Genomic DNA, 24,427 nt, shown 5'->3' with positions numbered 1-24,427 from the left:
TTGCTGGGCTTGAGGGCGAATCGCTTTGACTGACACGACCGCCGCCTGGCGCGCGCTTTCCGCGTCCGCCGAAGCGTCCGCCGCCAGGCCCATCGCGGGTCTGTTCGATTCCGAGCCCGACCGGCTGCAGCGGCTGACCCTGGAGGCGGCCGGCCTCGTCCTGGACCTCTCCAAACAGTCCTGGAACGCCGCCGGCGTCGAGGCCGCCCTGAACCTCGCCCGCGCCGCCGGCGTCGAGGCCGCCCGCGCCCGGCTGTTCGCCGGCGAGATCGTCAATGCGTCCGAGAAGCGGCCTGCCCTGCACATGGCGCTGCGCGCCCCCGACGGCGCCGACTTCAAGGCCGACGGCGTCCCGGTTTCGCGCGAGGTCGAGGCCACCCGCGCCGCCATGCGCACCTTCGCCGAGGCTATCCGGTCAGGGAGGAAGGTCGGCGCCACCGGCAAGCCGTTCCGCGCCATCGTCCACATCGGCATCGGCGGCTCCGACCTCGGCCCGCGCCTGATCTGGGAGGCGCTGAAGCCGCTCGATCCGCAGATCGAGCTGCGCTTCGCGGCCAACGTCGATCCGAACGAGCTGGCCCAGGCGCTCACCGGCCTGGATCCGGCCGAGACCCTGCTGGTCACCGTCTCCAAGACCTTCACCACCCTGGAGACACTCGCCAACGCCGAAACCGCCCGCGCCTGGCTGCGCGCGAGCCTCGGCCAGGCGTCCGACGCCCACCTCGTCGCGGTCTCCGCTGCGCCCGACAAGGCCAAGGCCTTCGGCGTACCCGAGGACCAGGTGTTCGGCTTCTGGGACTGGGTCGGCGGCCGCTACTCCGTCTGGTCGGCGGTTGGCCTCTCCTGCGCGATCGCCCTGGGCTACGACGCCTTCGAGCGCCTGCACGCCGGCGCCGCGGCCATGGACGCCCATTTCCAGGACGCGCCGCTCGAGCGCAACGCCCCGGTGATGCTGGCGCTGGCCCACGTCTTCAACCGCAATGGGCTCGGCCGCCCGATCCGCGCCGTCGTCCCCTACGCCCAGCGCCTCCGGCTGTTCGCGGCCTTCCTCCAGCAGCTGGAGATGGAGTCGAACGGCAAGCGGGTCACCGCCGACGGCCGCCCCGCGCCGCACGCGACAGCCGCCAGCGTGTTCGGCGACGCCGGCACCAACGGCCAGCATGCGTTCTTCCAGCTGCTGCACCAGGGCACGGACGTGGTGCCCGTCGACATCGTCGCCGTGGCCAAGGGCTCGGAAGGCGACCCCGCCGCCCAGAAGAAGCTGCTGGCCAACGCCGTCGCCCAGGCCGAGGCCCTGATGATCGGCCGCGCCATGCCGGACGACCCGCAGCGGCACTTCCCCGGAAACCGCCCCACCAGCTTCCTGCTGCTCGACCAGCTGACGCCCGAGGCGCTCGGCGCGCTGATCGCCCTCTACGAGCACAAGACCTTCGTCGAGGGCATGCTCTGGGAGATCAACAGCTACGACCAGTGGGGTGTTGAACTCGGCAAGACCTTGGCCGCCCGCGTCCTCGCCGACCTCGACGGCACGGCGCAGAACCCCCACGATCCGTCGACCCAGGCCCTGATCGATCGGTTGAAATAGGTCCCTACCTCCGCCCCTCGCAGCAGCGACGGCGGGAGGTTAGGCGCTTCCTTCCCTTTCGCCGCCGCCTCCGCTATACGCCGCCCCGTCATGACGCGGTCCGCGCACCACCACGGCCATCACCACCATCCGACCCCGGCGGGTTCGGACGGCGGCTGCGTGGCCTAGACGCACCGTCCCCGAAGCCCCGCCACAGCGGACGGGGCTTCTTCCTGACAAGCGCCGTCCGTCCCTCAGATTTCTCCGAGAGACGACGATGACCGATCCTTCCTTGAGCCTCGACGCGGCAGCCGCTAAGCGCGCTGCCATGACCGACGCCTCCCAACGCCCCGAAGCCCGCGCCCCGCGTGGGTTCGTCGACCGCCGCGCCCGCGACGTGGTCGCCGAGCGCCGCATCCTGGCCGCCGTCTCGGGCGTCTACGAGCAGTGGGGCTTCGAGCCGCTGGAGACTGGCGCCTTCGAATATGCCGATGCGCTGGGCAAGTTCCTGCCCGACGCCGACCGCCCGAACGAAGGCGTCTTCGCGCTGCAGGACGACGACGAGCAGTGGATGGCGCTGCGCTACGACCTGACCGCGCCGCTCGCCCGCTTCGCCGCCCAGAACTGGGAGACCCTACCCAAGCCCTTCCGCCGCTACGCCTACGGCCCGGTGTGGCGCAACGAGAAGCCGGGCCCCGGCCGCTTCCGCGAGTTCGTCCAGTGCGACGCCGACACGGTGGGCTCGGCCCGCCCCGAGGCCGACGCCGAGATCATCGCCATGGCGGTGCAGGGCCTGGAGGCCGCCGGCCTGCCGGCCGGGTCGGCGCTCATCAAGATCAACAACCGCAAGCTGCTCAACGGCCTGATGGCGGCGGCCGGCGTGACGGAAGACGCCCAGAAGCTCGGCGTGCTGCGCGCCGTCGACAAGCTGGATCGCCTCGGACCCGACGGCGTCCGCCTGCTGCTGGGCGAGGGACGCCTCGACGAGTCCGGGGCCTTCACCAAGGGCGCGGGCCTGAACGCGGCCGCCGCCGAGCGTGTCCTGGCCTTTACCGCCGCCGGCGTCGGCGGCCGCGCTGAGACCATCGCCAAGCTGGCCGACGTGGTCGGCGGCTCCGCCGAGGGCGACGAAGGCCTGGCCGAACTCGCCGCCATCGACGCCGCGCTGACGGCGCTGGGCGTGGCCGCCGACCGCGCGATCGTCGACCCCTCGGTGGTCCGTGGCCTCGAGTACTACACCGGCGCGGTCTTCGAGGCCGAGCTGCTGCTCCAGACCACGGACGAAAAGGGCCAGAAGGTCACCTTCGGCTCCATCGGCGGCGGTGGCCGCTACGACGACCTCGTGGCCCGCTTCACCGGCGAGCGGACGCCGGCGACCGGCTTCTCCTTCGGCGTCTCGCGGCTCGCCGCCGCCCTGCGCGCCGCCGGCCGCGACGCGGCGTCGGCGGTTCGCGGGCCAGTGGTGGTCATCGCCTTCGACCAGGCCCGCATGGCCGACTACTTCGCGCTCGCCGCGGAAATCCGCGCCGTCGGCATCCCCGCCGAAGTCTACCTCGGCCAGTCCGGCATGAAGGCGCAGATGAAGTACGCCGACCGCCGGCGCGCGCCGGCCGCCGTCATCGTCGGCGAGGACGAGCTCGCCGCCGGCACGGTCACCATCAAGGACCTCGACCTCGGCCGAGAGCTGGCCAGCAAGGTCACCGACAACGCCGAGTGGCGCGAGCAGCGTCCGGGCCAGCAGACCCTCGCCCGCGCCGAGATGGCGTCGGCCCTGCGCCGCATCCTGGACGCCGGCTGATGCGCGTCGAGCCGCCCGTTCCGGAGGCGGCGCTCGCCGCCATCCGCCAGCCGTTGGAGACCGCCGGCGCCATGCGCGCCGACGCGCCCCTGCTGCAGCCGCTCAACCTGCTGCTGGACCTGGCCGGCGAAGCCATGCGCGCCCGCCTGTTCGTGGTGCAGGCCGAGGGCGGCGCCGAGGCCTGCCTGCGTCCCGACTTCACCGTCGCCATCGCCCGCCAGCACATCGAGAGTGGGGCCGGCGAGGGGCGGTACGCCTACGAGGGGGCCGCCTTCCGGGCCTCGGCCGGCGCCGAACGGCCCGAGGAATTCCTGCAGGTGGGCCTGGAGCTGTTCGCGCCCAAGGACCCTTCGGCGGTCGGCGCGACCGAAGCCGCCGACGCCGAGATCGCCGGCCTCGCCTGGCGCTCGGCGCTCGCGGGCGGCCGCGCGGACCTGACGCTGCGCCTTGGCGACGTCGGCCTGTTCGGCCCCTTCATCGAGAGCCTGTCGCTGGCCGACGCGCTGGCCGCCAGGTTGAAGCGTGTGGCCGGCCGTCCGCGCCTGCTGCAGGCCGAACTCGCCCGCGTCGGCGAAGCGACCTCCGCGCAAGGCGGCACGCTGGCGGGGATTCTCTCGGGGCTGGACGAAGCTCAGGCCGCCGCCCTCTTGGAAGAGGTCTGGATGCTGGCCGGCGTTGAGCCGGTCGGCGGCCGCGGTCCGGCCGAGATCGCCGCCCGCCTGGTCCGCAAGGCCGAGGCCGCGAGCGCGCCCGCGCTCACGGAGGAGCAGGCCGCCGCCATCCGAGCCTTCATGGCCATCGACGACAGCCCCGACGCCGCGCTCGCCCGCGTCGGCGAACTCGCCGGCCGCAGGGACAAGGCGCTCAAGGCGGCCCTGGCGCGCTGGGCCCGGCGCCTGGAGGCCCTGGCCAAGGTCGCCGACCCGCACCGCATGTCCTTCGCCCCCGCGCTGGGCCACGCCTTCGACTATTACGACGGCCTGACCTTCGAGGTGGTCTCCGACGCCCTCGGAGCCGATCGCCCGGTCGCCGTCGGCGGTCGCTATGACGGCCTTCTGGCCCGCCTGGGCGGCGGCGAAGGCCGCGCGGTGGGCTGCATGGTCCGGCCCTGGCGTGCGTGGAACGGGGGCGAAGCATGAGCCGCGAACTGATCATCGCCGTCCCGTCGAAGGGACGCCTCAAGGAACAGGTCGACGCCTGGCTCGCCGATAGCGGCCTGTCGCTGTCCGTCTCCGGCGGATCGCGCGGCTACATGGCCGCGCTGAAGGGCCTCGAAGGCGCCCAGGTGCGCCTGCTGTCGGCGGGCGACATCGCCGAAGCCCTCGACGCCGGCGAGGTCCACTTGGGGATCACCGGCGAGGACCTGCTGCGCGAACGCGGCGAAGACTTCGAGGGCCGGCTTTTGCTGCTCCGCGCGCTGGGCTTCGGCCGGGCCGACCTGGTGGTGGCCGCGCCCAAGAGCTGGCTCGACGTCGAGACCATGGCCGACCTCGAGGAGGTGGCTCACGAGTATCTCTCGCGCACCGGCCGGCGAATGCGGGTCGCCACCAAGTACCTCGCCCAGACACGGGCCTTCTTCGCCCGCCACGGCGTCGTCGACTACCGGATCGTCAGATCGGGCGGCGCCACCGAGGGCGCCCCGGCCGCGGGCTCGGCCGAACTGGTCGTCGACATCACCACCACGGGGGCGACGCTGGCCGCCAACGGCCTGAAGGTGCTGGCCGACGGCGTGATCCTGAAGAGCCAGGCCCAGCTCGCCGCCTCGCTGCGCGCGGCCTGGAGCGAAACCGCGCTCGCCGCGGCCGAACGCCTGCTGCGGCTCGTGGAGGCCCGCGCCGCCGCGCTGAATTCGGCGACGTTGATCTGGCCCACCCGGGGCGACGCCGCGGAGGCCGCCGTCGTCGACGCGCTCGTGGCCAAGGGCGCATCCCGCCGCCCCAACGGACTCCTGGTCGCGGTGTCGGGAATCGCCGATGCGGCTCAGGCCCTGACCGCCGCAGGCCTGGGTCCCGTGACCGCGGCCCGGCCGGAGTTCGTCTTCGACGTGCGCTGCCCCGCCTTCGACACCCTCAGGGTGCGAACTTTTGACGGAACAGTCAAAAAGACGGTGTAAAATTCCGCGCAATCGCGAATTTCTGATCCTGGAGTGCTCTGAACCCGGACCGGAGCCGTTGACTCGGGCTGAAAATTGCCGTTCTGTCATCAGGCGAGAGACATGAAGGCGCTAGTCCCAAGGTCTCCGGCGTTTCGGGGAGGAAACGCCCGCTCAATCAGAGCGACTGCTCAAGACGGCCCGCCGAGATTATCCCCCTCGGCGGGCCGAATCTTTTCGGCTTCTGGTTGTTTTTGACGGAAGAGTCAAAAAGAGAGGCGGAGCCGGGCCCCGCCTCCCGCCTTATTTCTGAAGCGTCACCATATCCGCACGCGCTGCTCCGGCGGCACGTACATGGGATCGCCAGGCTTGACGCCGAACGCCCGGTAGAAGGCGTCGATGTTCTTCACCGGCCCGTCGACGCGAGCCTGCGGCGGCGCGTGGGGATCCGACACCAGGATCTGCTTCATGAAGTCGTCGCGGTACTTGGCCCGCCAGACCTGCGCCCAGCCCAGGAACACCCGCTGCTCCCCGGTGAGGCCATCCAGCGCCGGCGCCGGCTGGCCCTTCAGCGAGATCCTGTAGGCGTCCAGGGCCAGCAGGAGGCCGCCCAGGTCGGCGATGTTCTCGCCCATGGTCAGCTCGCCGTTGATGCGCGCGCCGGGCAGGATCTCGGTCGCCTCGTACTGCCTGCCGAGGCGGTCGGCCTGCACCTTGAACTTCGCCGCGTCCTCGGCGGTCCACCAGTCGGCGAGGCGGCCGTCGCCGTCCGACTTGCGGCCCTGGTCGTCGAAGCCGTGGGTGATCTCGTGGCCGATCACCCCGCCGATGCCGCCGTAGTTGATGGCCGGATCGCCCTCGGGATCGAAGAACGGCGGCTGCAGGATGGCGGCCGGGAAGACGATCTCGTTCTTGGTCGAGGAGTAGTAGGCGTTGATCGTGGGCGGGGTCATCTCCCACTCGTCGCGGTCCACCGGCTTGTCCAGCCGGCCCACCGTCCGCGCCCACTCGAAGGCCGAGCTGCGCTCCAGGTTGCCGTAGAGGTCGTCCGCCTTCAGCTCCAGGCCCGAATAGTCACGCCAGACGTCCGGGTAGCCGATCTTCACCCGGAACTTGCCGAGCTTCTCGTGGGCGCGGGCCTTGGTGGCCGGGCTCATCCACTCCAGCCGGTCGATGCGCTGGCCCATGGCGGTCTTCAGGTCGGCGACCAGGGCTTCCATCTTGGCCTTCGACTCGGCCGGGAAATAGGCGTCGACATAGAGCTTGCCCAGCGCCTCGCCGATCGCGCCGTCCACCAGGTTCACGCCGCGCTTCCAGCGGGGCTGCTGCGCCGGCGTCCCCGACAGCGTCTTCGAGCGGAAGTCGAACCGGGCCTGCACGAAGTCGTCCGACAGATACGGCGCCGCCTGGTCCGCCGTGGTGAAGGCGAGCCAGGCCTTCAGCGTCTCCACCGGCGTCCTGGCATAGATCGCCGCGATCTTCGGGAAGGCGGTGTTCTCGCTGGCGATCACTCGCTTGACCTTGGAAAGGTCGGCCCCGGCCAGGAAGGCGTTCCAGTCGAAGCCCGGCGCGAAGCCGGGCAGCTGGGCGACCTCGTAGGGATTGTAGGTCTTGTCGTCGTCGCGGCGCTCGGCCCGGGTCCAGGAGGCCTCGGCGATCTCGGTCTCCATGGCCAGGATCGCCTTGGCGTGGCCCGCCGCGTCCGGCCAGCCGGCCAGCGTCAGGATCCTGGCTACATAGGCCTCGTAGGCCGCCTTCTGCGGGGCGAACCGCTCGACCAGATAGTAGTCGCGGTCGGGCATGCCCAGGCCCGCCTGTCCCAGATAGACGGCGTACTTAAGCGGGTCCTTGGCGTCGTCATAGACCTGCACCGAGAACACGCTCTGGCCGAAGCCTTTGGACGTTTCGCCCATCAGCCGGGCCACGTCGGAACGCGTCTTCGCCGCCCGCACCCTGGCGAGGTTGGCGGCCAGCGGCGTGGCGCCCAGGGCGTTCACCCGCGCCTCGTCCATGAAGCTCTTGTAGAGCGTGCCCACCTGGCCCTCCGGCCCGCCGGCGTCGGGGTGGCTCGCCGCCCGCTCGGCCAGCACCCGCAGCCGCTCCTGCGACAGCTCGGCCAGCGCGTTGAAGGCGCCATAGCTCGACCGGTCGCCCGGGATCTCCAGCCGCTTCATGTAGCTGCCGTTGGCGTGCTCGAAGAAGCTGTGGCCGGGGCTCACCGCCGTGTCGCGGCCGGCCAGGTCGAAGCCCCAGGCGCCCATGCGCGGCGCCTTCGAAAGATCCTTGGGGGCTTCGGCGGTGGCGTCGGCGGCGCCGGCGGCATGGGCGCCAAGCGGCGCAGTCAGCAGGGCGGCGGCCGCAGCGGCGGCGAGCCATACGGATCTCATCGGGTGTCTACTCTCGGGCGAGGCGGTTGGCGGCGACCATGCTCCCGGCCGCCATGGTTCCGCCCGTTACATTTTCGTTAGATATCAGTGGTGTGCGTGATCCGGCGTCGCGCCCGGCTTGGCGGTCGATGGAGCGCCCGGCGGCGTGATGCGCACCTCGAATTCCGTCTTAACGCGCGCGCCGCTCGCGAACACAAGCGTTGCGGGCAGCCGGTCTCCGATCTTCAGCGGCTGCTTGAGCTCCAGGAACATCAGGTGATATCCGCCCGGCGCGAACAGCACCTTGCCGCCCGGGGCCAGCGCCACCCGCGGCTGCTTCTGCATGCTGCTCATGCCGCCGCTCATCATCGAGCGGTGGATCTCCACCCGGCCGGCCCACGGGGCCTCGACGCTGGTGAGGGCGTCGGGCGCCTTGTCGGGATTGCTCAGTGTCATGAAGCCCGCGCCGGTCGTTCCCGCCGCCGCCGGCCGGCTCCAGGCGTCGCTTGCCTTGGGCGCGGCCAGCGCGACGGCCGGGGCGGCCAGCGCCGCGATGACAGTCAGCTTCAGCAGGTCCACGTCACGTCTCCGCACCACGCCGGCCGGCAAGACGCAGCGTCTGCGCCCTGGCTTGAACGGACGGCGAATTCACGGCCGCAGCCTTTAGACCCCAAGTGGGATTCCGCAAGCGCTTCGCGGGCGCCATAGTGCGCGGCGTTCCAACCTGGAGAGCGAATGGAAGGCCACGTCGAAGCCGGCGCCTATAAGGACGTGGTCCTCTTCCTGGCGACCGCCGGGGTCGTCGTCCCGCTGTTCCGTCGATGGCGGATCAGTCCGATCCTGGGCTTCCTGCTGGCCGGGGTGGTGCTTGGCCCCTACGGCCTGGCCCCCTCGCGCGCGATTTCGAATGGCTGTCGGTGATCACCATCGACAACCCGGGCGAACTCGCCCAGCTCGCCGAACTGGGCGTCGTGTTCCTCCTGTTCATGATCGGCCTTGAGCTGTCCTGGGAACGGCTGCGGGCCATGCGGCGGCTGGTCTTCGGGCTGGGGGCGCTGCAGGTGGGCGTCTGTCTCGTCGCCTTCGCCGCCGCCGCCCTGCTAACGGGCCAGCCGCTGGTGGCGTCCATCGCCATCGGCGCCGCCCTGGCGCTCTCGTCGACCGCGATCGTCATGCCGACCCTGGCCGAACAGAAGCGCCAGCACGCCCAGGCGGGTCGGGCCACCTTCTCGGTGCTGCTGTTCCAGGACCTGGCCGTGGCGCCGCTGCTCGTCACCATAACCCTGCTGGGGCGTGGCGACGGCAGCCATGAGGCGCTGGGTCAGCGACTGCTCTTCTCCATGGCGCCCTCGGTCCTCGGCGTCGGCGTGCTGCTGATCCTCGGGCGCCTGCTGCTGCGGCCGATGCTGCGCTCGGTGGCCAAGGCCAAGAGCGAGGAGCTGTTCCTCGCCGCCTGCCTGCTGGTGGTGATCGGGGCCGGCCTGGTCAGCGCGCTCACCGGCCTGTCCATGGCCCTGGGCGCCTTCATCGCCGGCCTGTTGCTCGCCGAGACCGAATTCCGTCACGAGGTCGAGACAAGGGTCGAGCCCTTCAAGGGGCTCTTGCTGGGGCTGTTCTTCATCTCGGTCGGCCTGCAGCTGAACGTTCCGCTCCTGGTCGAGCGGCCGCAGGTCATCCTTGGCGCGGCGGCCGCGATGATCGTGTTCAACATCGCCGTGGTGTTCGGCCTAGCCCGCGTCTTCGGGCTGAAGACGCGCCCGGCGCTGGAAGCGGCGCTGCTGCTGGCGGGCGCTGGCGAGTTCGCGTTCGTCATTCTGGGTCAGGCCATGGCTGACGGCCTCGTCGATCCGCTCGTCGGTCAGACCACGCTGGTCGCCGCCACGGTGTCCATGTTCTGCATTCCGTTGCTCGCAATGCTCAGTCTCAGGCTCGGCGGACGGAAGCTGACGCCGGCCGAACTCCCGCCCGAGGTCGGCGGCGATCCCGACGCCGAAGGCCGACCGCCGCCCCAGGTCCTCGTGGTCGGGTATGGCCGGGTCGGCCGGCTCGTCGGCGAAATGCTCCGGCGCCACCAGATTCCCTGGGTGGCCGCCGAGCTCGACCCCCGGCTGGTGGAGCAGGGCCGGCGGGCGGGCGAGGCCATCTACTTCGGCGACGCCTCGCGCCCCGAGTTCCTGCAGCGCTGCGGCCTGGCCGACGCGCCCGCCGTGGTCGTGACGATGGACAATCCGGAGGGCGTCGAGGCCATCGTAGCGGTCGCGCGCAGTCTGCGGCCCGACCTCACCATCGTTGCGCGGGCGCGTGACGCCCGGCATGCCCAGCGACTCTATGACCTCGGCGCCACGGACGCCGTGCCGGAGACGGTCGAAGCGAGCCTTCAACTGTCCGAGGCGGTTCTGGTGGAGATCGGCGTGCCGATGGGGCTGGTGATCGCCTCGATCCACGAGCGCCGGGACGAGTTCCGCACGGCCCTGAACCGGCCGGAAGCCATGGGCGGCCGGACGCGCCATTTCCGCCGGGGCCAGCCGTAGCCGCCGCCGTGAGACGTGCGCTAGAAGGTGAGGCGCAACGGCGCCATCATTTCGGCGGTGACAAAAAAACTGTCAGCCCACGTTCATCTGCGGGAACCAAGCGTAGCCATGACCGTTGACGGCGGTAGCGCGACAGGGGCGCAGGGATCGGTTGAGGGGGTTCATGTCGGCGGGAAGCCAGGCATTCAAGCGCGAGGCCGCGGGCGCGGACCCGCAGCGTTCGCCTGCGTCGCCGTCGCCGCTTCACAAATATTTCCAGAAAGTTCGTCCAGAATTCAGCGCCGACGCGGTGAAGCCTGGCCTTGAACAGCGGAGGTGTTCGATCTGAGGTTTTCCGGCGGACCGGGCGCAATCCTGGTCTGCAGCCGGGCCGTGGGTGGGGGATCAACTCTCATCACAACACCGATCACTGTTAAGGTGTTGTTTAGCGTCCTGGCGAATGTCGGAAGAGGGGGGCCAGATTGGGTCGCAAGTGTGGCTTCGGCGACACTTACGCATTCCAACGGCCTTGTTATAACGGCGGCTGGGTCGATAGGCCGCACCACCTGAGGGCAACGAGAGGGCTCTGATTATGAAGTTTAAACTCCTGGCAGGCGCTGCGATGGCTGCGGCGTTCGCCGCGTCCGCCGCCCAGGCGCAAGTCGGCTGGTACGGCGCGGTGGACCTCGGGTACCACTGGCCGCAAGAGTTCGAGCTGGAAAGCTCGAACAACGCCGCGAACGGCCGTCCCTACACCTGGGACTTCAATCAGGAAGATGACTGGGCCGGCTTCGCCCGCCTCGGCTATCAACTGACCGACAACTGGCGCGTCGAGCTCGAGCTCGGCTACCGCGGCGGCGACCTCGAGTCGGTCCGTGGCGGCTCGAACCAGTCGGTCCTCGGCCTCTGCACCCCGGGCGTCGTCCGCACGGCTGCGGCTCCGGCCTGTAACTCGCCGGACGGCGACGTGACCTCGTGGACGGTCATGGGCAATGTCATCTACGACATCCTGCCGGGCTCCACGATCAACCCGTTCATCGGCGCCGGCATCGGCATCAACCACGTCTCCATGGAGACCGTGGGCCAGTTCTCGAACGTTCCGGGCCCCTTCACGGCGGCTAACCCGGCGATCCAGAACCTGACGATCGACGACGACGACACGGCCTTCGCCTGGCAACTGATCGCCGGCCTGGCCTGGCGCGCCACCGACCGCCTGAACGTCGACCTGACCTACCGCTACCTCGGCGGTTCGGACGTCGACTTCGCCTCGACCGGTTCGGCCGCTGGCGGCCTGCAGCCGGGCGTGTTCGGCGGTGAATACCGCGACTCGTCGGTGACGCTCGGCCTGCGGTACTCGTTCGCGGCTCCGCCGCCGCCCCCGCCGCCCCCGCCGCCCCCGCCGCCTCCGCCCCCGCCGCCTCCGCCCCCGCCGCCTCCGCCGGCTGCGGCCTACGAGGCCCGGCAGTTCATCGTCTACTTCCCGTTCGATCAGTACGTGCTGACGCCGGAAGCCCAGACGGTGGTCTCGGAAGCCGCCAACTACGCCCGCGGCGGCAACGCCACCCGCGTCGTGGTCGTCGGTCACGCCGACACCTCGGGCTCGCAGACCTACAACGTCCGCCTGTCCGAACGCCGTGCGAAGGCCGTGGCTGACGCCCTGGTCGGCGCTGGCGTGAACCAGACGGCCCTGTCGGTCGACTGGAAGGGCGAGACCCAACCCGCGGTCGCCACCGGCGACGGCGTGAAGGAACCGCTGAACCGCCGTTCGACGATCGACATCAACTTCTAAGTCGATCGCCGACGACAGTCGGATCTAAGCGAGGGCCCGGCGGAAACGCCGGGCCCTTTGCTTTGCGCGGGCTGGCGCCGGTCCCCAGGTCTTCCCGGGGGCGCCCTTCGCGAAGAGGTCAGGACGATAGTTTTCGACCTCCCCTCGGCCGCTTGTTCGGGGTTTTGCCCATAGCGGTTGGCGCCGACGTGCTCGAGATGCGGGACGCCGGATTGGCTCAGCCCCGCCAGGGCGGCGACCCAGGCTTCCAAAGCAGCGCCTGAGCCCCTGCCGGCCCCGCGCGGCGGGGAAGGCAGGACCCGCGCTCAGACGGGCAGCTGCGTGGTAGACTTCACCTCTTCCAGCACCGCATAAGTGCGCGTCTCCCGCACGCCCGGGATGCGCACCAGCACCTCCTCGAGAAAGACCCGCCATGCGGCGAGGTCGCGCACGCGCGACTTGATCAGATAATCGAAGCCGCCGGCCACCATGTGGCACTCCAGCACGTCAGGCGAGCGTCGCGCCGCCGCCGCGAACGTCTCGAACACCTCCGGCGTGGTGCGGTCCAGCACCACCTCCACGAAGATCAGCACCCCGCGCTCCACCTTCTCCGGATCCACGAGGGCGGTGAAGCCGGTGATGAAGCCGCCCTCCCGCAGCCGCCGCACCCGCTCCGAACAGGCCGACGGCGACAAGTTGCACCGCTCGGCCAGGTCGGCGTTGCTGATCCGACCGTCCGACTGCAGCGTGCGCAGCAGTCGGCGATCGGTGTCGTCCAGCCGCACGTTGTTCGCCATTATGCCCTCCCGCCGCAGAATTTACGGCCTCGCGCGCTCCGATCCGCAGCACATGCTGCGATGGCTGGGTTACTCCGATGATCATCTTTCTGGAAGGCCTGTCATGCCGTTCGATCATCTGGACGACCTCAAGTTCGCTGACGAACGTGCGGTGCTGTCGGCCCACTTGGCGTCGCGGCCGCTGGCCGGCGACGACCGCGAGGCGGTCCGCCAGGAGGCCGAGGCCCTGGTCCGCGCGGCGCGCAGGTCGGCCCGCCGCCAGGGCGTCGTGGAGAGCTTCCTCCAGGAGTTCAGCCTGTCGACGCGAGAAGGCCTGGCGCTGATGTGCCTGGCCGAGGCCCTGTTGCGGACCCCGGACGAGGAGACGCGCGACCGCCTGATCGCCGAGAAGATCGCCTCCGCGGATTGGGCAAGCCATGCCGGCAAATCCGACTCGGTCCTGGTCAACGCCTCGACCTGGAGCCTGATGCTCACGGGCAAGCTGATAGACCCGGACGAAGAGGCGAAGAACGACCTCTCGGGCTTCATCAAGAAGCTGGCCGGTCGGCTGGGCGAGCCGGTCATCCGCCGGGCCGTCGGCGCCGCCGTGAAGATCATGGGCGAACAGTTTGTCCTGGGCTCGACCATTGAGAAGGCCATCAAGCGCGCCGGTCAGGACGGCTTCGTCTGTTCGTTCGACATGCTGGGCGAGGGGGCCCGCACCGACGCCGACGCCGACCGCTACGAAGCGGCCTACGCCCGCGCCATCGAGACGGTGGGGAAGCATGCCAAAGGGCAGGGCCCCGAGGCCGGCCACGGCATCTCGGTGAAGCTCTCTGCGCTCTCGCCGCGGTACGAAGCCCGTCAGGAAGAGCGGGTCTTCGCCGACCTCTATCCGCGCACCCTCCGGCTGGCCCAGCTGGCCGCCAAGGCCGACATCAATTTCACGCTCGACGCCGAAGAGGCCGACCGCCTCGTCATCTCGCTTAAGCTGCTCGACCGGCTGGCCCGCGAGCCTTCGCTCGGCCAGTGGAAGGGCCTCGGCCTCGCCGTTCAGGCCTATCAGAAGCGCGGTCCCGAGGTGATCGAGGCCGTCGCCGGCATCGCGCGCGAGTCGGGACGCCGCCTGATGGTCCGCCTCGTGAAGGGCGCCTATTGGGACTCGGAGATCAAGCGGGCCCAGGTCGCCGGCCTGCCGGGCTACCCGGTCTTCACGACCAAGGCCGCCACCGACCTGTCGTACCTCGTCTGCGCGCGCGCCCTGATCGCCGCGGCGCCGAACCTCTATCCGCAGTTCGCCACCCACAACGCCCACACCCTGGCCGCCGTCCGCCAGATGGCCCGCCAAGCCCAGGCGCCGTTCGAATGCCAGCGCCTGCATGGCATGGGCGAGGCGCTCTACGGCGCCGCGAAGGATCGCTACGGCGACTTCCCGCTGCGTGTCTACGCGCCGGTCGGCAGCCATGAGGACCTTCTGCCCTACCTGGTCCGCCGCCTGCTCGAGAACGGCGCCAACACCTCCTTCGTCCACGCCCTGTTGGACGAGAAGACCCCTGTCGCCAAGGTCGTCGGGGACCCCATCGCCGCGGTCGAGGCGAGCGGCGGCGCGCCTCACCCGAAGATCCCGCTCCCGCGCGACCTCTACGGCCCTGCCCGTCGCAACTCCGAGGGCCTCGACCTTTCGATCGCCGCCGTGCGCGACCAGCTCGGCGCCGCCGTCACCGCGCTCGACGGCGAAGACCTGGTGGGGGCGCCCATCGTTCGCGGCAAGCTGCGCGACGGCCCGAAGGAGGATCGCGTCTCGCCGGCCCGCAACGCCCAGCGCATCGGCCGCGCCGTGCCGGCCACGCCCGAGCTGATCGATGAAGCCTTCGCCGCCGCCCAAGTCGCGCAGAAGCCCTGGGACCACCTGGGCGGCGAGGGTCGGGCAAAGGTGCTCCGCGCCATGGGCGACGCCCTGGAAGCCCATCGCGACCGCCTGATCGCGATCTGCGTCCGGGAGGCGGGCAAGACGCTCGCCGACGGGATCGCCGAGGTGCGCGAGGCGGCCGACTTCTGCCGCTATTACGCCTACCTGGCCGAGCGGCAGTTCGCTTCGCCCGAAACCCTGCGCGGCCCCGTGGGCGAGACGAACCAGCTGACGCTGCACGGCCGCGGCGTGTTCGTCTGCATCAGCCCCTGGAATTTCCCGCTGGCCATCTTCACCGGCCAGGTGGCGGCGGCGCTCGCCGCCGGCAACGCCGTGCTGGCCAAGCCGGCCGAACAGACCCCGATCATCGCTACCGAGGCGGTGAAGCTGTTCCACCAGGCCGGCGTGCCCGCCGACCTGCTGCATCTGCTGCCAGGCGACGGCGCGACGGTCGGCGCGGCGTTGACGGCGCACCCCGGCTGCGACGGCGTCGCCTTCACCGGCGGCACCGACACCGCCTGGGCGATCAACCGCGCGCTCGCCGCCCGCCAGGGGCCAATCGTCCCCTTCATCGCCGAGACCGGCGGCCTGAACGCCATGTTCGTCGACACCACGGCGCTGCGCGAACAGGTCATCGACGACGTCCTGCTGTCGGGCTTCGGCTCGGCGGGCCAGCGCTGCTCGGCGCTTCGCCTGCTGTTCGCGCCGGATGAGACCGCCGACGCCCTCATCGAGGGGCTCAAAGGCGCCATGCAGACGCTCGTGATCGGCGACCCCGCCGACCCCCGCACCGACGTCGGCCCGGTCATCGACGCCGAGGCGCGCGAGGCTCTGGAGGTCCACGTCCGCAAGCTGGAGGCCGACGGCAGGATCGTCCACCGCCTGGAGGCGCCGGCGGGCGGCCACTTCTTCGCCCCCCACCCTTGCAGAGATCAGCGAGGCCGGCTGGCTGCAGAAGGAGGTCTTCGGGCCGATCCTGCACGTGGTCCGCTACGACCCCGCCAAGCTCGCCGAGGCGGCCGCGCCGCTGGTCCAGGCCCGCTATGGCCTGACGCTCGGCGTCCACAGCCGCATCGAGGCCTTCGCCGAGGAGGTCCAGAACGCGGTCCCGGCCGGCAACGCCTACGTCAACCGCTCGATGATCGGCGCGGTTGTCGGCGTCCAGCCGTTTGGCGGCGAGGGTCTCTCCGGGACCGGCCCCAAGGCGGGTGGCCCGCACGCCCTGCTGCGTTACGCCGTGGAGCGCGCCGTGAGCGTCAACATCACCGCCCAGGGGGTGATCCCGCCCTTCTCAACCTCGACGCTTGATGCGCGTTTAGCTCCCGAGAGCCGGCTGCGGCCGGTACGAGGGACAACGAATGACATTGCAGCAGGCCCTGGCCTTCGGGCTCGTGGGCGTGACGATCGTCGCCTTCATCTGGGGGCGGTGGCGGTACGACGTGATCGCCGTCACGGCGCTGCTGCTCGGGCTGGTGCTGGGCGTGGTGCCCACCGAGAACGCCTTCTCAGGGTTCGCCAACGACGTCACCGTCATCATCGCCTGCGCCTTGGTGGTCAGCGCCGCCTTCGCCCGTTCCGGCGTGGTCGAGGCCGCGCTCCGGCCGATGTTGCCGTACCTCACCAGCGCCCGCACCCAGGTTCCGCTGTTCACCGCCGTTGTGGCGGTGCTCTCGATGGTCACAAAGAACGTCGGCGCGCTCGCGCTGATGATGCCCATCGCCCTGCAGGTCGCCCGCCGGACAGGCACCTCGCCGTCCTGCCTGCTGATGCCGATGGCCTTCGGCTCCCTGATCGGCGGCACCGTCACCCTGGTGGGCACCTCCCCGAACATCCTGGTTTCCGAGGTCCGCGAGCAGGTTCTGGGCAAGCCGTTCGGGATGTACGACTACGCGCCGGTGGGCCTCGGGATCACCGCACTGGGCCTCGTCTTCCTCGCGTTCGGCTACCGCCTGCTGCCGCAGACCCGCGTCGCCACCGAAACCCTCGACGCCGCCATCGAGACTGCCCCCTATTTCACCGAGGTCGCCGTCCCCGAGGACTGGACGCTGGAGAAGCGAACGGTCGCGAGCCTGCACCGGCTCGCCGCCGGCGACGTGACCATCGTGGCGGTGATCCGCGACGGCGAGCGACGGGCGTCGCCATCGGGCAACCTGCGCGTTCGTCCCGGCGACACGCTGCTGCTCGAGGGCGAGCACCAGGAGCTCGACGGCTTCATCAACCGCGCCCGGCTGAAGCTGACCCGCGCCGACCGCCCGGTCTCGATGGAGGAGCCTACCGAGGAGGTCCGCATCGTCGAGGCGGTCATCGGCTCGGACTCGCCGCTGGTCGGCCGCTCGGCCAAGCAGGAGGACCTTTACGGACAGCAGAACGTGAACCTGCTGGCGGTCAGCCGCTCGGGCTATCGGACGAGCAACGAGCTGAAGGGCGTGCGGCTGCGGGCGGGCGACGTCATCGTCCTGCAGGGCGGCGAGCGGACCCTGCCGGCGGCGCTGAAGGCCCTTGGGGTGTTGCCGCTCGCCGAGCGGCAGCTGCGGCTGGGCGGCATCCGCAAGCAGATCCTGCCGACCCTCATCCTGGCGACGGCGATGATCCTGGTGGCGGTGCAACTGGCCCCCGTGGCGATCGCGTTCTTCGCGGCCGCGGTGGCCATGGTGCTCTCGGGCTCCATCCGGATGCGCGAGGCTTATAGCGCGCTGGACGGGCCCGTCCTGGTGCTGATCGCAGCCCTCATCCCCGTCTCGGACGCGATCCGGGCGACGGGCGGCGCGGACCTCGTGGCGTCGACGCTGGCGCACATCTTCGAGGGGCGGCCGCCGATCCTGGCCCTCGGCGCGGTCATGGCGGTGGCCATGGCCGCCACGCCGTTCCTGAACAACGCCGCCACCGTGCTGATCGTAGCCCCCATCGGGGCCGCGCTCGCCAAGCTGCTGGGGCTCAACCCGGACCCGTTCCTCATGGCCGTGGCCCTGGGCGCGGCCTGCGACTTCCTCACGCCCATCGGCCACCAATGCAACACCCTGGTCATGGCGCCCGGCGGCTACCGGTTCGGCGACTATCCGCGGCTGGGCGCGCCGCTGACGGCGCTGGTGCTGCTGCTAGGGACGCCGCTGATTGCCGCTGTCTGGCCGCTCCAGAGTTCCGTGTTCACAGGTTCGTGAGGAGCCTGTGGATGGGGAGATGCAACCGATTGATCTGTCGAGGGGGAAGTCTCCAGGTTAACCTCTCGTTTACGAAAAAGGCTGTGGGCGGACAGGTCGCCTCATTGACGAGTCATTAGCCAAGTGTCCCCATATGTGGGCTGGTTCGGGGGCTGAACCACAAGATGTAGGGACGAGGGGCTGAGTAGGGACGATGAGCGAAGCGGCGAAGGTTGGGATTGCCGAAGATGCTGAACGGGCTCGGGAAACCCCGGCTCGGCCGCAGCTGCAGCTCGTGCGCAAGGTCGAGGTCGACCGCAGCCGCGACGCCCTGCTGACGGATTTCGGCAAGACGACGCTGGAAGACCGCTACCTGCTGCCGGGCGAGAGCTACCAGGACATGTTCGCCCGCGTCGCCACGGCCTTCGCCGACGACGCCGACCACGCCCAGCGCATCTACGACTACATCTCGCAGCTGTGGTTCATGCCGGCCACGCCGGTGCTGTCGAACGGCGGCGCGTCGCGCGGCCTGCCGATCTCGTGCTTCCTGAACGCCGTGCCCGACAACCTCGACGGCATCGTCAGCGTCTGGAACGAGAACGTCGCCCTGGCCTCCAACGGCGGCGGCATCGGCACCTACTGGGGCGGCGTCCGCTCGATCGGCGAGAAGGTGAAGGGCGCTGGCCAGACCAGCGGCATCATCCCGTTCATCCGCGTGATGGACAGCCTGACGCTGGCGATCAGCCAGGGCTCGCTGCGCCGCGGCTCGGCGGCGGTCTATCTCGACATCCACCACCCGGAGATCGAGGAGTTCCTCGAGATCCGCAAACCCTCGGGCGACTTCAACCGCAAGAGCCTGAACCTCCACCACGGCCTGTCGATCACCGACGAGTTCATGGAGGCCGTCCGCGACGGCGCCATGTTCGGCCTGCGCTCGCCGAAAACCGGCGAGGTGATCCGCGAGGTCGACGCCCGTTCGCTGTGGCAGAAGATCCTCGAGATCCGCCTGCAGACCGGCGAGCCCTACCTGATCTTCTCGGACACCGTGAACCGGGCGATGCCGCAGCACCAGCGCGACCTCGGTCTGTCCGTGCGCCAGTCGAACCTGTGCTCGGAGATCATGCTGCACACCGGCAAGGATCACCTGGGCCAGGAGCGAACCGCGGTCTGCTGCCTGTCGTCGGTCAACGCCGAGAAGTTCCTGGAGTGGCGCGACCACCCGACGTTCATCGAGGACGTCATGCGCTTCCTCGACAATGTGCTGGAGGACTTCATCCAGCGCGCGCCGCCCGAGATGAAGAACGCGGTCTATGCCGCCAAGCGTGAGCGCTCGGTGGGCCTGGGCCTGATGGGCTTCCACTCGTTCCTGCAGGCCCAGAACGTGCCCTTCGAGAGCGCGCTGGCGAAGAGCTGGAACATGCGCCTGTTCAAGACGCTGCGCCGCCAGTGCGATGCGGCCTCGCGGACGCTCGCCGCCGAGCGCGGCCCGTGTCCGGACGCGGCCGAGCGCGGCGTCATGGAGCGCTTCAGCCACAAGATCGCGATCGCGCCGACGGCCTCGATCTCGATCATCTGCGGCGGCACCTCGGCGGGCATCGAGCCGATCCCCGCCAACATCTACAGCCACAAGACCCTGTCGGGCACCTTCGCGGTGAAGAACCCCTACCTGGAGGCCCTGCTCGACGAGAAGGGCCAGAACACGCCGCAGGTGTGGGACGGGATCCTGCAGAACGAGGGCTCGGTGCAGCACCTCGAGTTCCTGACCCAGGACGAGAAGGACGTCTTCAAGACCGCCTTTGAGATCGACCAGCGGTGGGTGATCGAACTGGCGGCCGACCGGACGCCCGACGTCTGTCAGTCCCAGTCGGTGAACGTGTTCCTGCCCGGCGACGTCGACAAGTGGGACCTGCACATGCTGCACTGGACGGCGTGGGAGCGCGGCTGCAAGTCGCTGTACTACCTGCGCTCCAAGTCGGTGCAGCGGGCGGCGCATGCCGGCGGCGAGAAGGCCGAGGTCGTCGACATGAGCGGCGCGGCCAAGACCGACTACGAAGAGTGCCTGGCCTGCCAGTAGGCGGGCCGGTCGCACGACGGTGGATTTCCGGTCTTCGGGCGGCAGGCTGGCGGAAACGCCAGCCTTTTTCCTTGGCTGAATGGTTAAGGCGCGGGCGTTCGCGCGCCTGAGCTGAAAGTCCAATGATCTTTTGGGCTTGCGGCGCCCTCCAATCGTGGAACTATGGCCCCAGGCAACCGCTACATAAGGCGGACTGGGAGAGAGCGCATGGTGCGGCGAACGGCCGTGATGGCCGCCGTGCTGGGATGCGGCGCAGCCACCGCTGCGGCCGGGCAAGACTTCGCGCCCATCGGCGGGCCGCGGGATCAGCCGCTGATTCCCACCGCCCAGGCCCAGCTCGCCGGCGCCGCCTTCATCGATCGCGAGACCTACGCCAGCGAGCGGGGCCTGACCCGCGCGCGGACCGGCGAGATGCAGCTGAACCAGAGCGCCGGCGCGGTCGACTCACTGCGGATCAGCACCCGCGGCTCGCTGCGCACCCAGGGCGGCCTGCCCCTCAACCTGGAGCGGGGCGAGTTCGCCAACGAGGACTACGACGTCACGCTGATCCGCTCGTGGCCGCGGGCGATCAACTTCTCGGACGGCAAGTACGAGTTCGACGTCTCGCCGCACGCCGGCGTGGGCGTGGGCTCGCGCGGCGGCTCGGCCGAGGCCGGCGCCATGCTGACCGTCGGCCAGAAGCGCGAGAAGCAGGCGGTCGAGGCGCTGAAGGACATCGGCGTCCGCGAGGGCAGCGAATATGGCGACCGGGGCCGCTGGTACCTGTTCGCCGCCGCCAGCGGCCGGGCTGTCGGACTGAACATGCTGCGCAACGAGGGCGACTGGAGCCGCGGCAACTGGACGACCGACGACACCGGCGAGCTGGTCGGCGACGCCCACATCGGCGTCGGCTGGCGCAAGGGCGACATGCAGAGCTCGTTCGGCGTGGTCCACCGAGAGGTGAAGGGCAACCACATGGTGTTCGGCCAGCACACCCGAGACGACACGGTGGCCGCCTTCACGTTCTCGATCCGGCCGCAGAAGTAGCGCCCGATTCCCGTCCGAATCCTGTGGCGATGAGGCTCCGCACACGCGAAGCGGAGCTGTTCATGACGCGATCCCTCCTGGTCCTTTCGGCGACCGCCCTGCTGCTGGCGGGCTGCGGCCACAACGTCGAGCAGCGCGCGGCGACCGGCGCGGTCGCCGGCGCCGTGGTGGCGGGTCCGGTGGGCGCCGCGGTGGGCGCGGGCGTCGGCATGGTCGTGAGCCGGTCGCAGGATCGGTAGGCAAGCCTCTTGCCGCCCGCCGCTGCGCGAGCGAGGGAGCTCAGCCCTCCCAGCCGTCCGTGAAGGGCATGCGGTCGGACCAGAAGGCGGCGAGGCGCGGGTCGGCGTCGACGGCCTTCACCACGGGGGCGAGGCCCGGGGCGGCGGCGTAGAACGCGCGGCGGCGAGGGCGCCAGCGCGACACGACGGCGAGGTAGAGGTCGAGGACCGAGAGGTCGTCGCCGAGCAGGAAGCGGCCTTCGGGCTGAACCTGCGCGTCCATCATCCGCCAGCAGTCGAGGATGCGGGCGGCGGTGCGTTCCAGGATCACAGGCTCATGCGCGGGGTCGGCCGCGAGGCGGCTCGCGTCGTCCCGGATCCAGTAGAGCGCATAGATCTGGGCCGAGATGTAGGCCATCCAGCGCAGGAAGCGGGGGCGGAGCGGCGAGCCGGGCGCGGGCGCGAGGTTGGCCTCGGGGTGCGCCTCGGCCAGGTGGATGAGGATGGCGGCGCTCTCGGTCATCAGTTCGCCCGGCCCGGAATGCCTCGCGGGCAGGACCAGCGCCGGCACCTGCCGCTGGGGGTTCACCTTGGCCATCTCCTCGGCGGCGGCCTTGTCCTCCCAGACCCGTCGCTCGACCACCCGGTAGGGCGCGCCGAGCAGCGTCAGCGTGGCCTCGACAGGCGTCGAGCCCGAGCCCTGGCCGCCATAGACGAGATAATCCCCAGTCATTCGAGAACCCCGTGGAAAACTCTAGATGCGGCGTCTGCGCACTTTACGCCCACAAGATGTTGCGTCACCTTTCGGTTGAACACCTGGGGCAGGACGGACTCACATGAGCGGACTTATCACTCCGAACGGCAAGCAACTGCCGGGCCTGATGACCCCTTCGTTCGCCTACAAGCCCTTCCGCTATCCCTGGGCCTTCGAGTTCTGGCGCCGCCAGCAGCAGGTCCACTGGATGCCGGAAGAGGTGCCGCTGGGCGAGGACCTGAAGGACTGGGCGGTCAAGCTGAACGACCGCGAGCGCAACCTGCTGACCCAGATCTTCCGGTTCTTCACCCAGTCGGACGTCGAGGTGAACGACAACTACATGGAGCGCTACAGCCGCGTCTTCAAACCCACCGAGGTGAAGATGATGCTGGCGGCGTTCTCGAACATCGAGACCGTCCACATCGCCGCCTACGCGCTGCTGCTCGAGACGATCGGCATGCCGGACTCGGAGTTCACGGCTTTCCTCGACTACCAGGCCATGCGCGACAAGCACGACTACATGCAGCAGTTCGGCGTCGATACCGAGGCCGACATCTGCCGGACGCTCGCCATGTTCGGGGGCTTCACGGAAGGCCTGCAGCTGTTCGCCAGCTTCGCGATGCTGATGAACTTCCCGCGCCACAACAAGATGAAGGGCATGGGCCAGATCGTGTCGTGGTCGGTGCGGGACGAGAGCCTGCACTGCGAGGGCATCATCAAGCTGTACCACGCCTTCAACAAGGAGACGGGCGCGGTGACCAAGGCCGTCGCCGACGACATCGTCGACTGCTGCAAGACCGTGGTGGGGCTGGAGGACAAGTTCATCGACCTGGCCTTCGAGGCCGGCGAGGTCCAGGGCATGACGCCCGAGGACATCAAGAGCTACATCCGCTTCATCGCCGACTGGCGCCTGCGGCAGCTCCACCTGCCGGAAGTCTACGGCATCAAGGAGAACCCGCTGCCCTGGCTGCAGTCGATGCTGTCGGGCGTCGAACACGCCAACTTCTTCGAGGCCCGCGCGACCGAGTACTCGAAGGCCGCGACGCGAGGCCAGTGGCACGGCGAGACCGGCGTCTGGGCCGAATTCGAGAAGATGCAGGCCAAGCGCGCGGCGGAGGGCGTGCCGGCGGAGTGAGGCCCTAGATCAGTCCGGCCATCGCCGCGACCATCATGGCGAAGGCCACGATCCATCCGATTGTGGCGTGGCCTCTGAAGGCGCGCAGGCCATCCACGTGCCTCGTAAGCGGCCGCGGCGCGCGCCGCGCGTCCTTGAGACGCCCGGCCCCGCAGGCTGAGCGTGCGAGGCTCCGCCGAAACCGAGATGACCGTTGAAGGTTGAAGTGGCGAACGAGGAGAACGCCGCGATGACCGAGAAGACGTTCAAGGCGGGGGACGCCGTGAGGTGGGACCACTCCCAGGGGACCACCAAGGGCAAGGTGGTGCGCAAGCAGACCACCCCGACCAAGATCAAGGGTCACAAGGTGGCCGCGTCGAAGGACAATCCCGAGTACATCGTGAAGTCCGACCAGACCGGCGCCATCGCCGCGCACAAGCCGTCGGAGCTGCGGAAGGCCTAGGATCGGATGCGATCCTTCAAGATTGAACAAGCTGAGCCGTACCGCCTGTAAACATCTTGGGCGGGGACGGCCATGTTTGGGCCGCGTTGTGGCCCCCGAGGCTTCCCACACCTCCTCGCTTCCGAGCGGGAGGAGGCGAGGCGATGATCGGGATCACGGGGGACCGCGCCAGCGCCGAAGGTCGACGCCCCCTTCCGGATTCGTGGGCGGAACTTCATGGCGCTGGTGCTGGCGCCGGAGCTGCCGGCGACGGCGTGGTTCGCAGGCCTGGACGCGCAGATGCGGGATGCTGCCGGGGTGTTCGCCGAGCGGCCGGTGGTGGCCGACCTGTCGGCCGCGGTGGCGGCGGGCGGGCCGGAGGTGGCGCCGATCCTGCTGGAGGGGCTGGAGGCCCGTGACCTGCGCCTGGTGGGCGTGGACGGGGTGAGCGCGCGGGTGCTGGAGGGCACGCGCTGGGCCAGGCTGCCGCGCATCCAGGGCCGCGATCTGCCGCGGGAGGCCGAGGCGCGTGTGGCGCCGCCGCCGCCGGCCTCGCTGCTGATCGAGGGCAACGTCCGGTCGGGCCAGCAGGTGGTGTTCGAGGACGGCGACGTCACCGTGCTGGGCGCGGTGAGCTCGGGCGCCGAGGTGATCGCCGGCGGCTCGATCCACATCTACGGCGCGCTGCGGGGACGGGCTATCGCGGGCCTTAGGGCCGGGGCGCAGGCGCGCATCTTCTGCCGCCGCTTGGAGGCCGAGATGGTCGGCGTCGATCGCCTGTACCGCACCGCCGAGAACTGGGGGCCGGACCTGCAGGGCCGCCCCGTGGAGGTGCGCTGCGACCGCGGCGCCATCCGCCTCAACGTCATCGATTAGAGG

At 70.0% G+C, this 24,427-nt stretch carries 18 protein-coding genes and 1 pseudogene; 15 read left to right on the top strand and 4 right to left on the bottom strand.

The annotated features are described in order from the left end of the window. Positions 1-25: 25 nt before the first annotated feature. From pgi to hisG, 4 genes are all read left to right on the top strand, one after another. Positions 26-1,585, top strand: coding sequence for a glucose-6-phosphate isomerase (gene pgi, locus LRS10_RS04565; protein ID WP_257836215.1), 1,560 nt, complete (start codon positions 26-28; stop codon positions 1,583-1,585). 307 nt (positions 1,586-1,892) lie between these two features. After that, on the top strand, positions 1,893-3,362 hold the full coding sequence (hisS, locus tag LRS10_RS04560; RefSeq protein ID WP_257836214.1) for a histidine--tRNA ligase: 1,470 nt from the start codon (positions 1,893-1,895) through the stop codon (positions 3,360-3,362). Further along, a complete protein-coding gene (locus tag LRS10_RS04555) occupies positions 3,362-4,501 on the top strand; it encodes an ATP phosphoribosyltransferase regulatory subunit (RefSeq protein WP_257836213.1) in 1,140 nt (379 codons plus the stop codon). Before hisS ends, LRS10_RS04555 begins: the two co-directional genes overlap by 1 nt. Beyond that, positions 4,498-5,475 (top strand): ATP phosphoribosyltransferase, encoded by a 978-nt coding sequence (hisG, locus tag LRS10_RS04550; protein WP_257836212.1) that lies wholly within the window; start codon positions 4,498-4,500, stop codon positions 5,473-5,475. The genes LRS10_RS04555 and hisG overlap by 4 nt, the downstream gene beginning before the upstream one ends. A gap of 296 nt (positions 5,476-5,771) precedes the next feature. Here hisG and LRS10_RS04545 read toward each other — a convergent pair whose 3' ends face one another. Together LRS10_RS04545 and LRS10_RS04540 are read right to left on the bottom strand one after the other, a co-directional pair. Beyond that, positions 5,772-7,841, bottom strand: coding sequence for a M13 family metallopeptidase (locus tag LRS10_RS04545; protein ID WP_257836211.1), 2,070 nt, complete (start codon positions 7,839-7,841; stop codon positions 5,772-5,774). A gap of 84 nt (positions 7,842-7,925) precedes the next feature. Further along, a complete protein-coding gene (locus LRS10_RS04540; protein WP_257836210.1) occupies positions 7,926-8,399 on the bottom strand; it encodes a copper chaperone PCu(A)C in 474 nt (157 codons plus the stop codon). A gap of 156 nt (positions 8,400-8,555) precedes the next feature. Here LRS10_RS04540 and LRS10_RS24330 point away from each other — a divergent pair, with 156 nt between their 5' ends. The 3 genes from LRS10_RS24330 to LRS10_RS04530 all read left to right on the top strand — a co-directional run bounded on the left by LRS10_RS24330 (position 8,556) and on the right by LRS10_RS04530 (position 12,119). Then, positions 8,556-8,741 (top strand): hypothetical protein, encoded by a 186-nt coding sequence (locus tag LRS10_RS24330; RefSeq protein WP_308237915.1) that lies wholly within the window; start codon positions 8,556-8,558, stop codon positions 8,739-8,741. Further along, complete coding sequence (locus LRS10_RS04535) at positions 8,738-10,351, top strand: cation:proton antiporter (protein ID WP_308237914.1); 1,614 nt, start codon at positions 8,738-8,740, stop codon at positions 10,349-10,351. The genes LRS10_RS24330 and LRS10_RS04535 overlap by 4 nt, the downstream gene beginning before the upstream one ends. Before the next feature lie 571 nt (positions 10,352-10,922). Beyond that, on the top strand, positions 10,923-12,119 hold the full coding sequence (locus LRS10_RS04530; RefSeq protein WP_257836209.1) for an OmpA family protein: 1,197 nt from the start codon (positions 10,923-10,925) through the stop codon (positions 12,117-12,119). 305 nt (positions 12,120-12,424) lie between these two features. Here LRS10_RS04530 and LRS10_RS04525 read toward each other — a convergent pair whose 3' ends face one another. After that, positions 12,425-12,895, bottom strand: coding sequence for a winged helix-turn-helix transcriptional regulator (locus tag LRS10_RS04525; RefSeq protein ID WP_257836208.1), 471 nt, complete (start codon positions 12,893-12,895; stop codon positions 12,425-12,427). Between the two features lie 103 nt (positions 12,896-12,998). Between LRS10_RS04525 and putA the strand changes: the two are divergent. The 5 genes and pseudogenes from putA (at position 12,999) to LRS10_RS04500 (ending at position 21,259) form a co-directional block, all read left to right on the top strand. Beyond that, positions 12,999-16,091 (top strand): annotated as a pseudogene (putA, locus tag LRS10_RS04520) (bifunctional proline dehydrogenase/L-glutamate gamma-semialdehyde dehydrogenase PutA). 50 nt (positions 16,092-16,141) lie between these two features. Further along, complete coding sequence (locus tag LRS10_RS04515) at positions 16,142-17,941, top strand: SLC13 family permease (RefSeq protein ID WP_257836207.1); 1,800 nt, start codon at positions 16,142-16,144, stop codon at positions 17,939-17,941. Between the two features lie 193 nt (positions 17,942-18,134). Beyond that, entirely contained in the window at positions 18,135-19,994 is a 1,860-nt protein-coding gene (locus LRS10_RS04510) for a ribonucleoside-diphosphate reductase subunit alpha (RefSeq protein ID WP_257836206.1), read from the top strand. Positions 19,995-20,201: 207 nt separating this feature from the next. Further along, positions 20,202-21,020: a lipid A deacylase LpxR family protein gene (locus LRS10_RS04505; RefSeq protein WP_257836204.1), complete on the top strand. Its 819-nt coding sequence runs from the start codon at positions 20,202-20,204 to the stop codon at positions 21,018-21,020. A 62-nt stretch (positions 21,021-21,082) separates the two neighbouring features. After that, the gene (locus LRS10_RS04500; RefSeq protein WP_257836202.1) at positions 21,083-21,259 is read left to right on the top strand and encodes a hypothetical protein; all 177 of its coding nucleotides are present in this window, start codon (positions 21,083-21,085) and stop codon (positions 21,257-21,259) included. Positions 21,260-21,299: 40 nt separating this feature from the next. On the opposite strand, the gene LRS10_RS04495 is transcribed toward LRS10_RS04500, so the two are convergent. Then, entirely contained in the window at positions 21,300-21,971 is a 672-nt protein-coding gene (locus tag LRS10_RS04495; protein ID WP_257836200.1) for a glutathione S-transferase family protein, read from the bottom strand. A 103-nt stretch (positions 21,972-22,074) separates the two neighbouring features. Here LRS10_RS04495 and LRS10_RS04490 point away from each other — a divergent pair, with 103 nt between their 5' ends. The 3 genes from LRS10_RS04490 to minC all read left to right on the top strand — a co-directional run bounded on the left by LRS10_RS04490 (position 22,075) and on the right by minC (position 24,424). Then, entirely contained in the window at positions 22,075-23,127 is a 1,053-nt protein-coding gene (locus LRS10_RS04490) for a ribonucleotide-diphosphate reductase subunit beta (RefSeq protein WP_257836199.1), read from the top strand. A 229-nt stretch (positions 23,128-23,356) separates the two neighbouring features. Continuing rightward, the gene (locus tag LRS10_RS04485; protein ID WP_257836197.1) at positions 23,357-23,569 is read left to right on the top strand and encodes a DUF2945 domain-containing protein; all 213 of its coding nucleotides are present in this window, start codon (positions 23,357-23,359) and stop codon (positions 23,567-23,569) included. A gap of 216 nt (positions 23,570-23,785) precedes the next feature. Further along, a complete protein-coding gene (gene minC, locus LRS10_RS04480) occupies positions 23,786-24,424 on the top strand; it encodes a septum site-determining protein MinC (protein WP_257836196.1) in 639 nt (212 codons plus the stop codon). Positions 24,425-24,427: the final 3 nt, after the last annotated feature.

This window comes from Phenylobacterium sp. J426 (assembly GCF_024699945.1).
Lineage (GTDB): Bacteria > Pseudomonadota > Alphaproteobacteria > Caulobacterales > Caulobacteraceae > Phenylobacterium.
The sequence above is the reverse complement of the archived record's forward strand: the minus strand, read 5'-3'. Positions and strand labels throughout refer to the sequence as shown.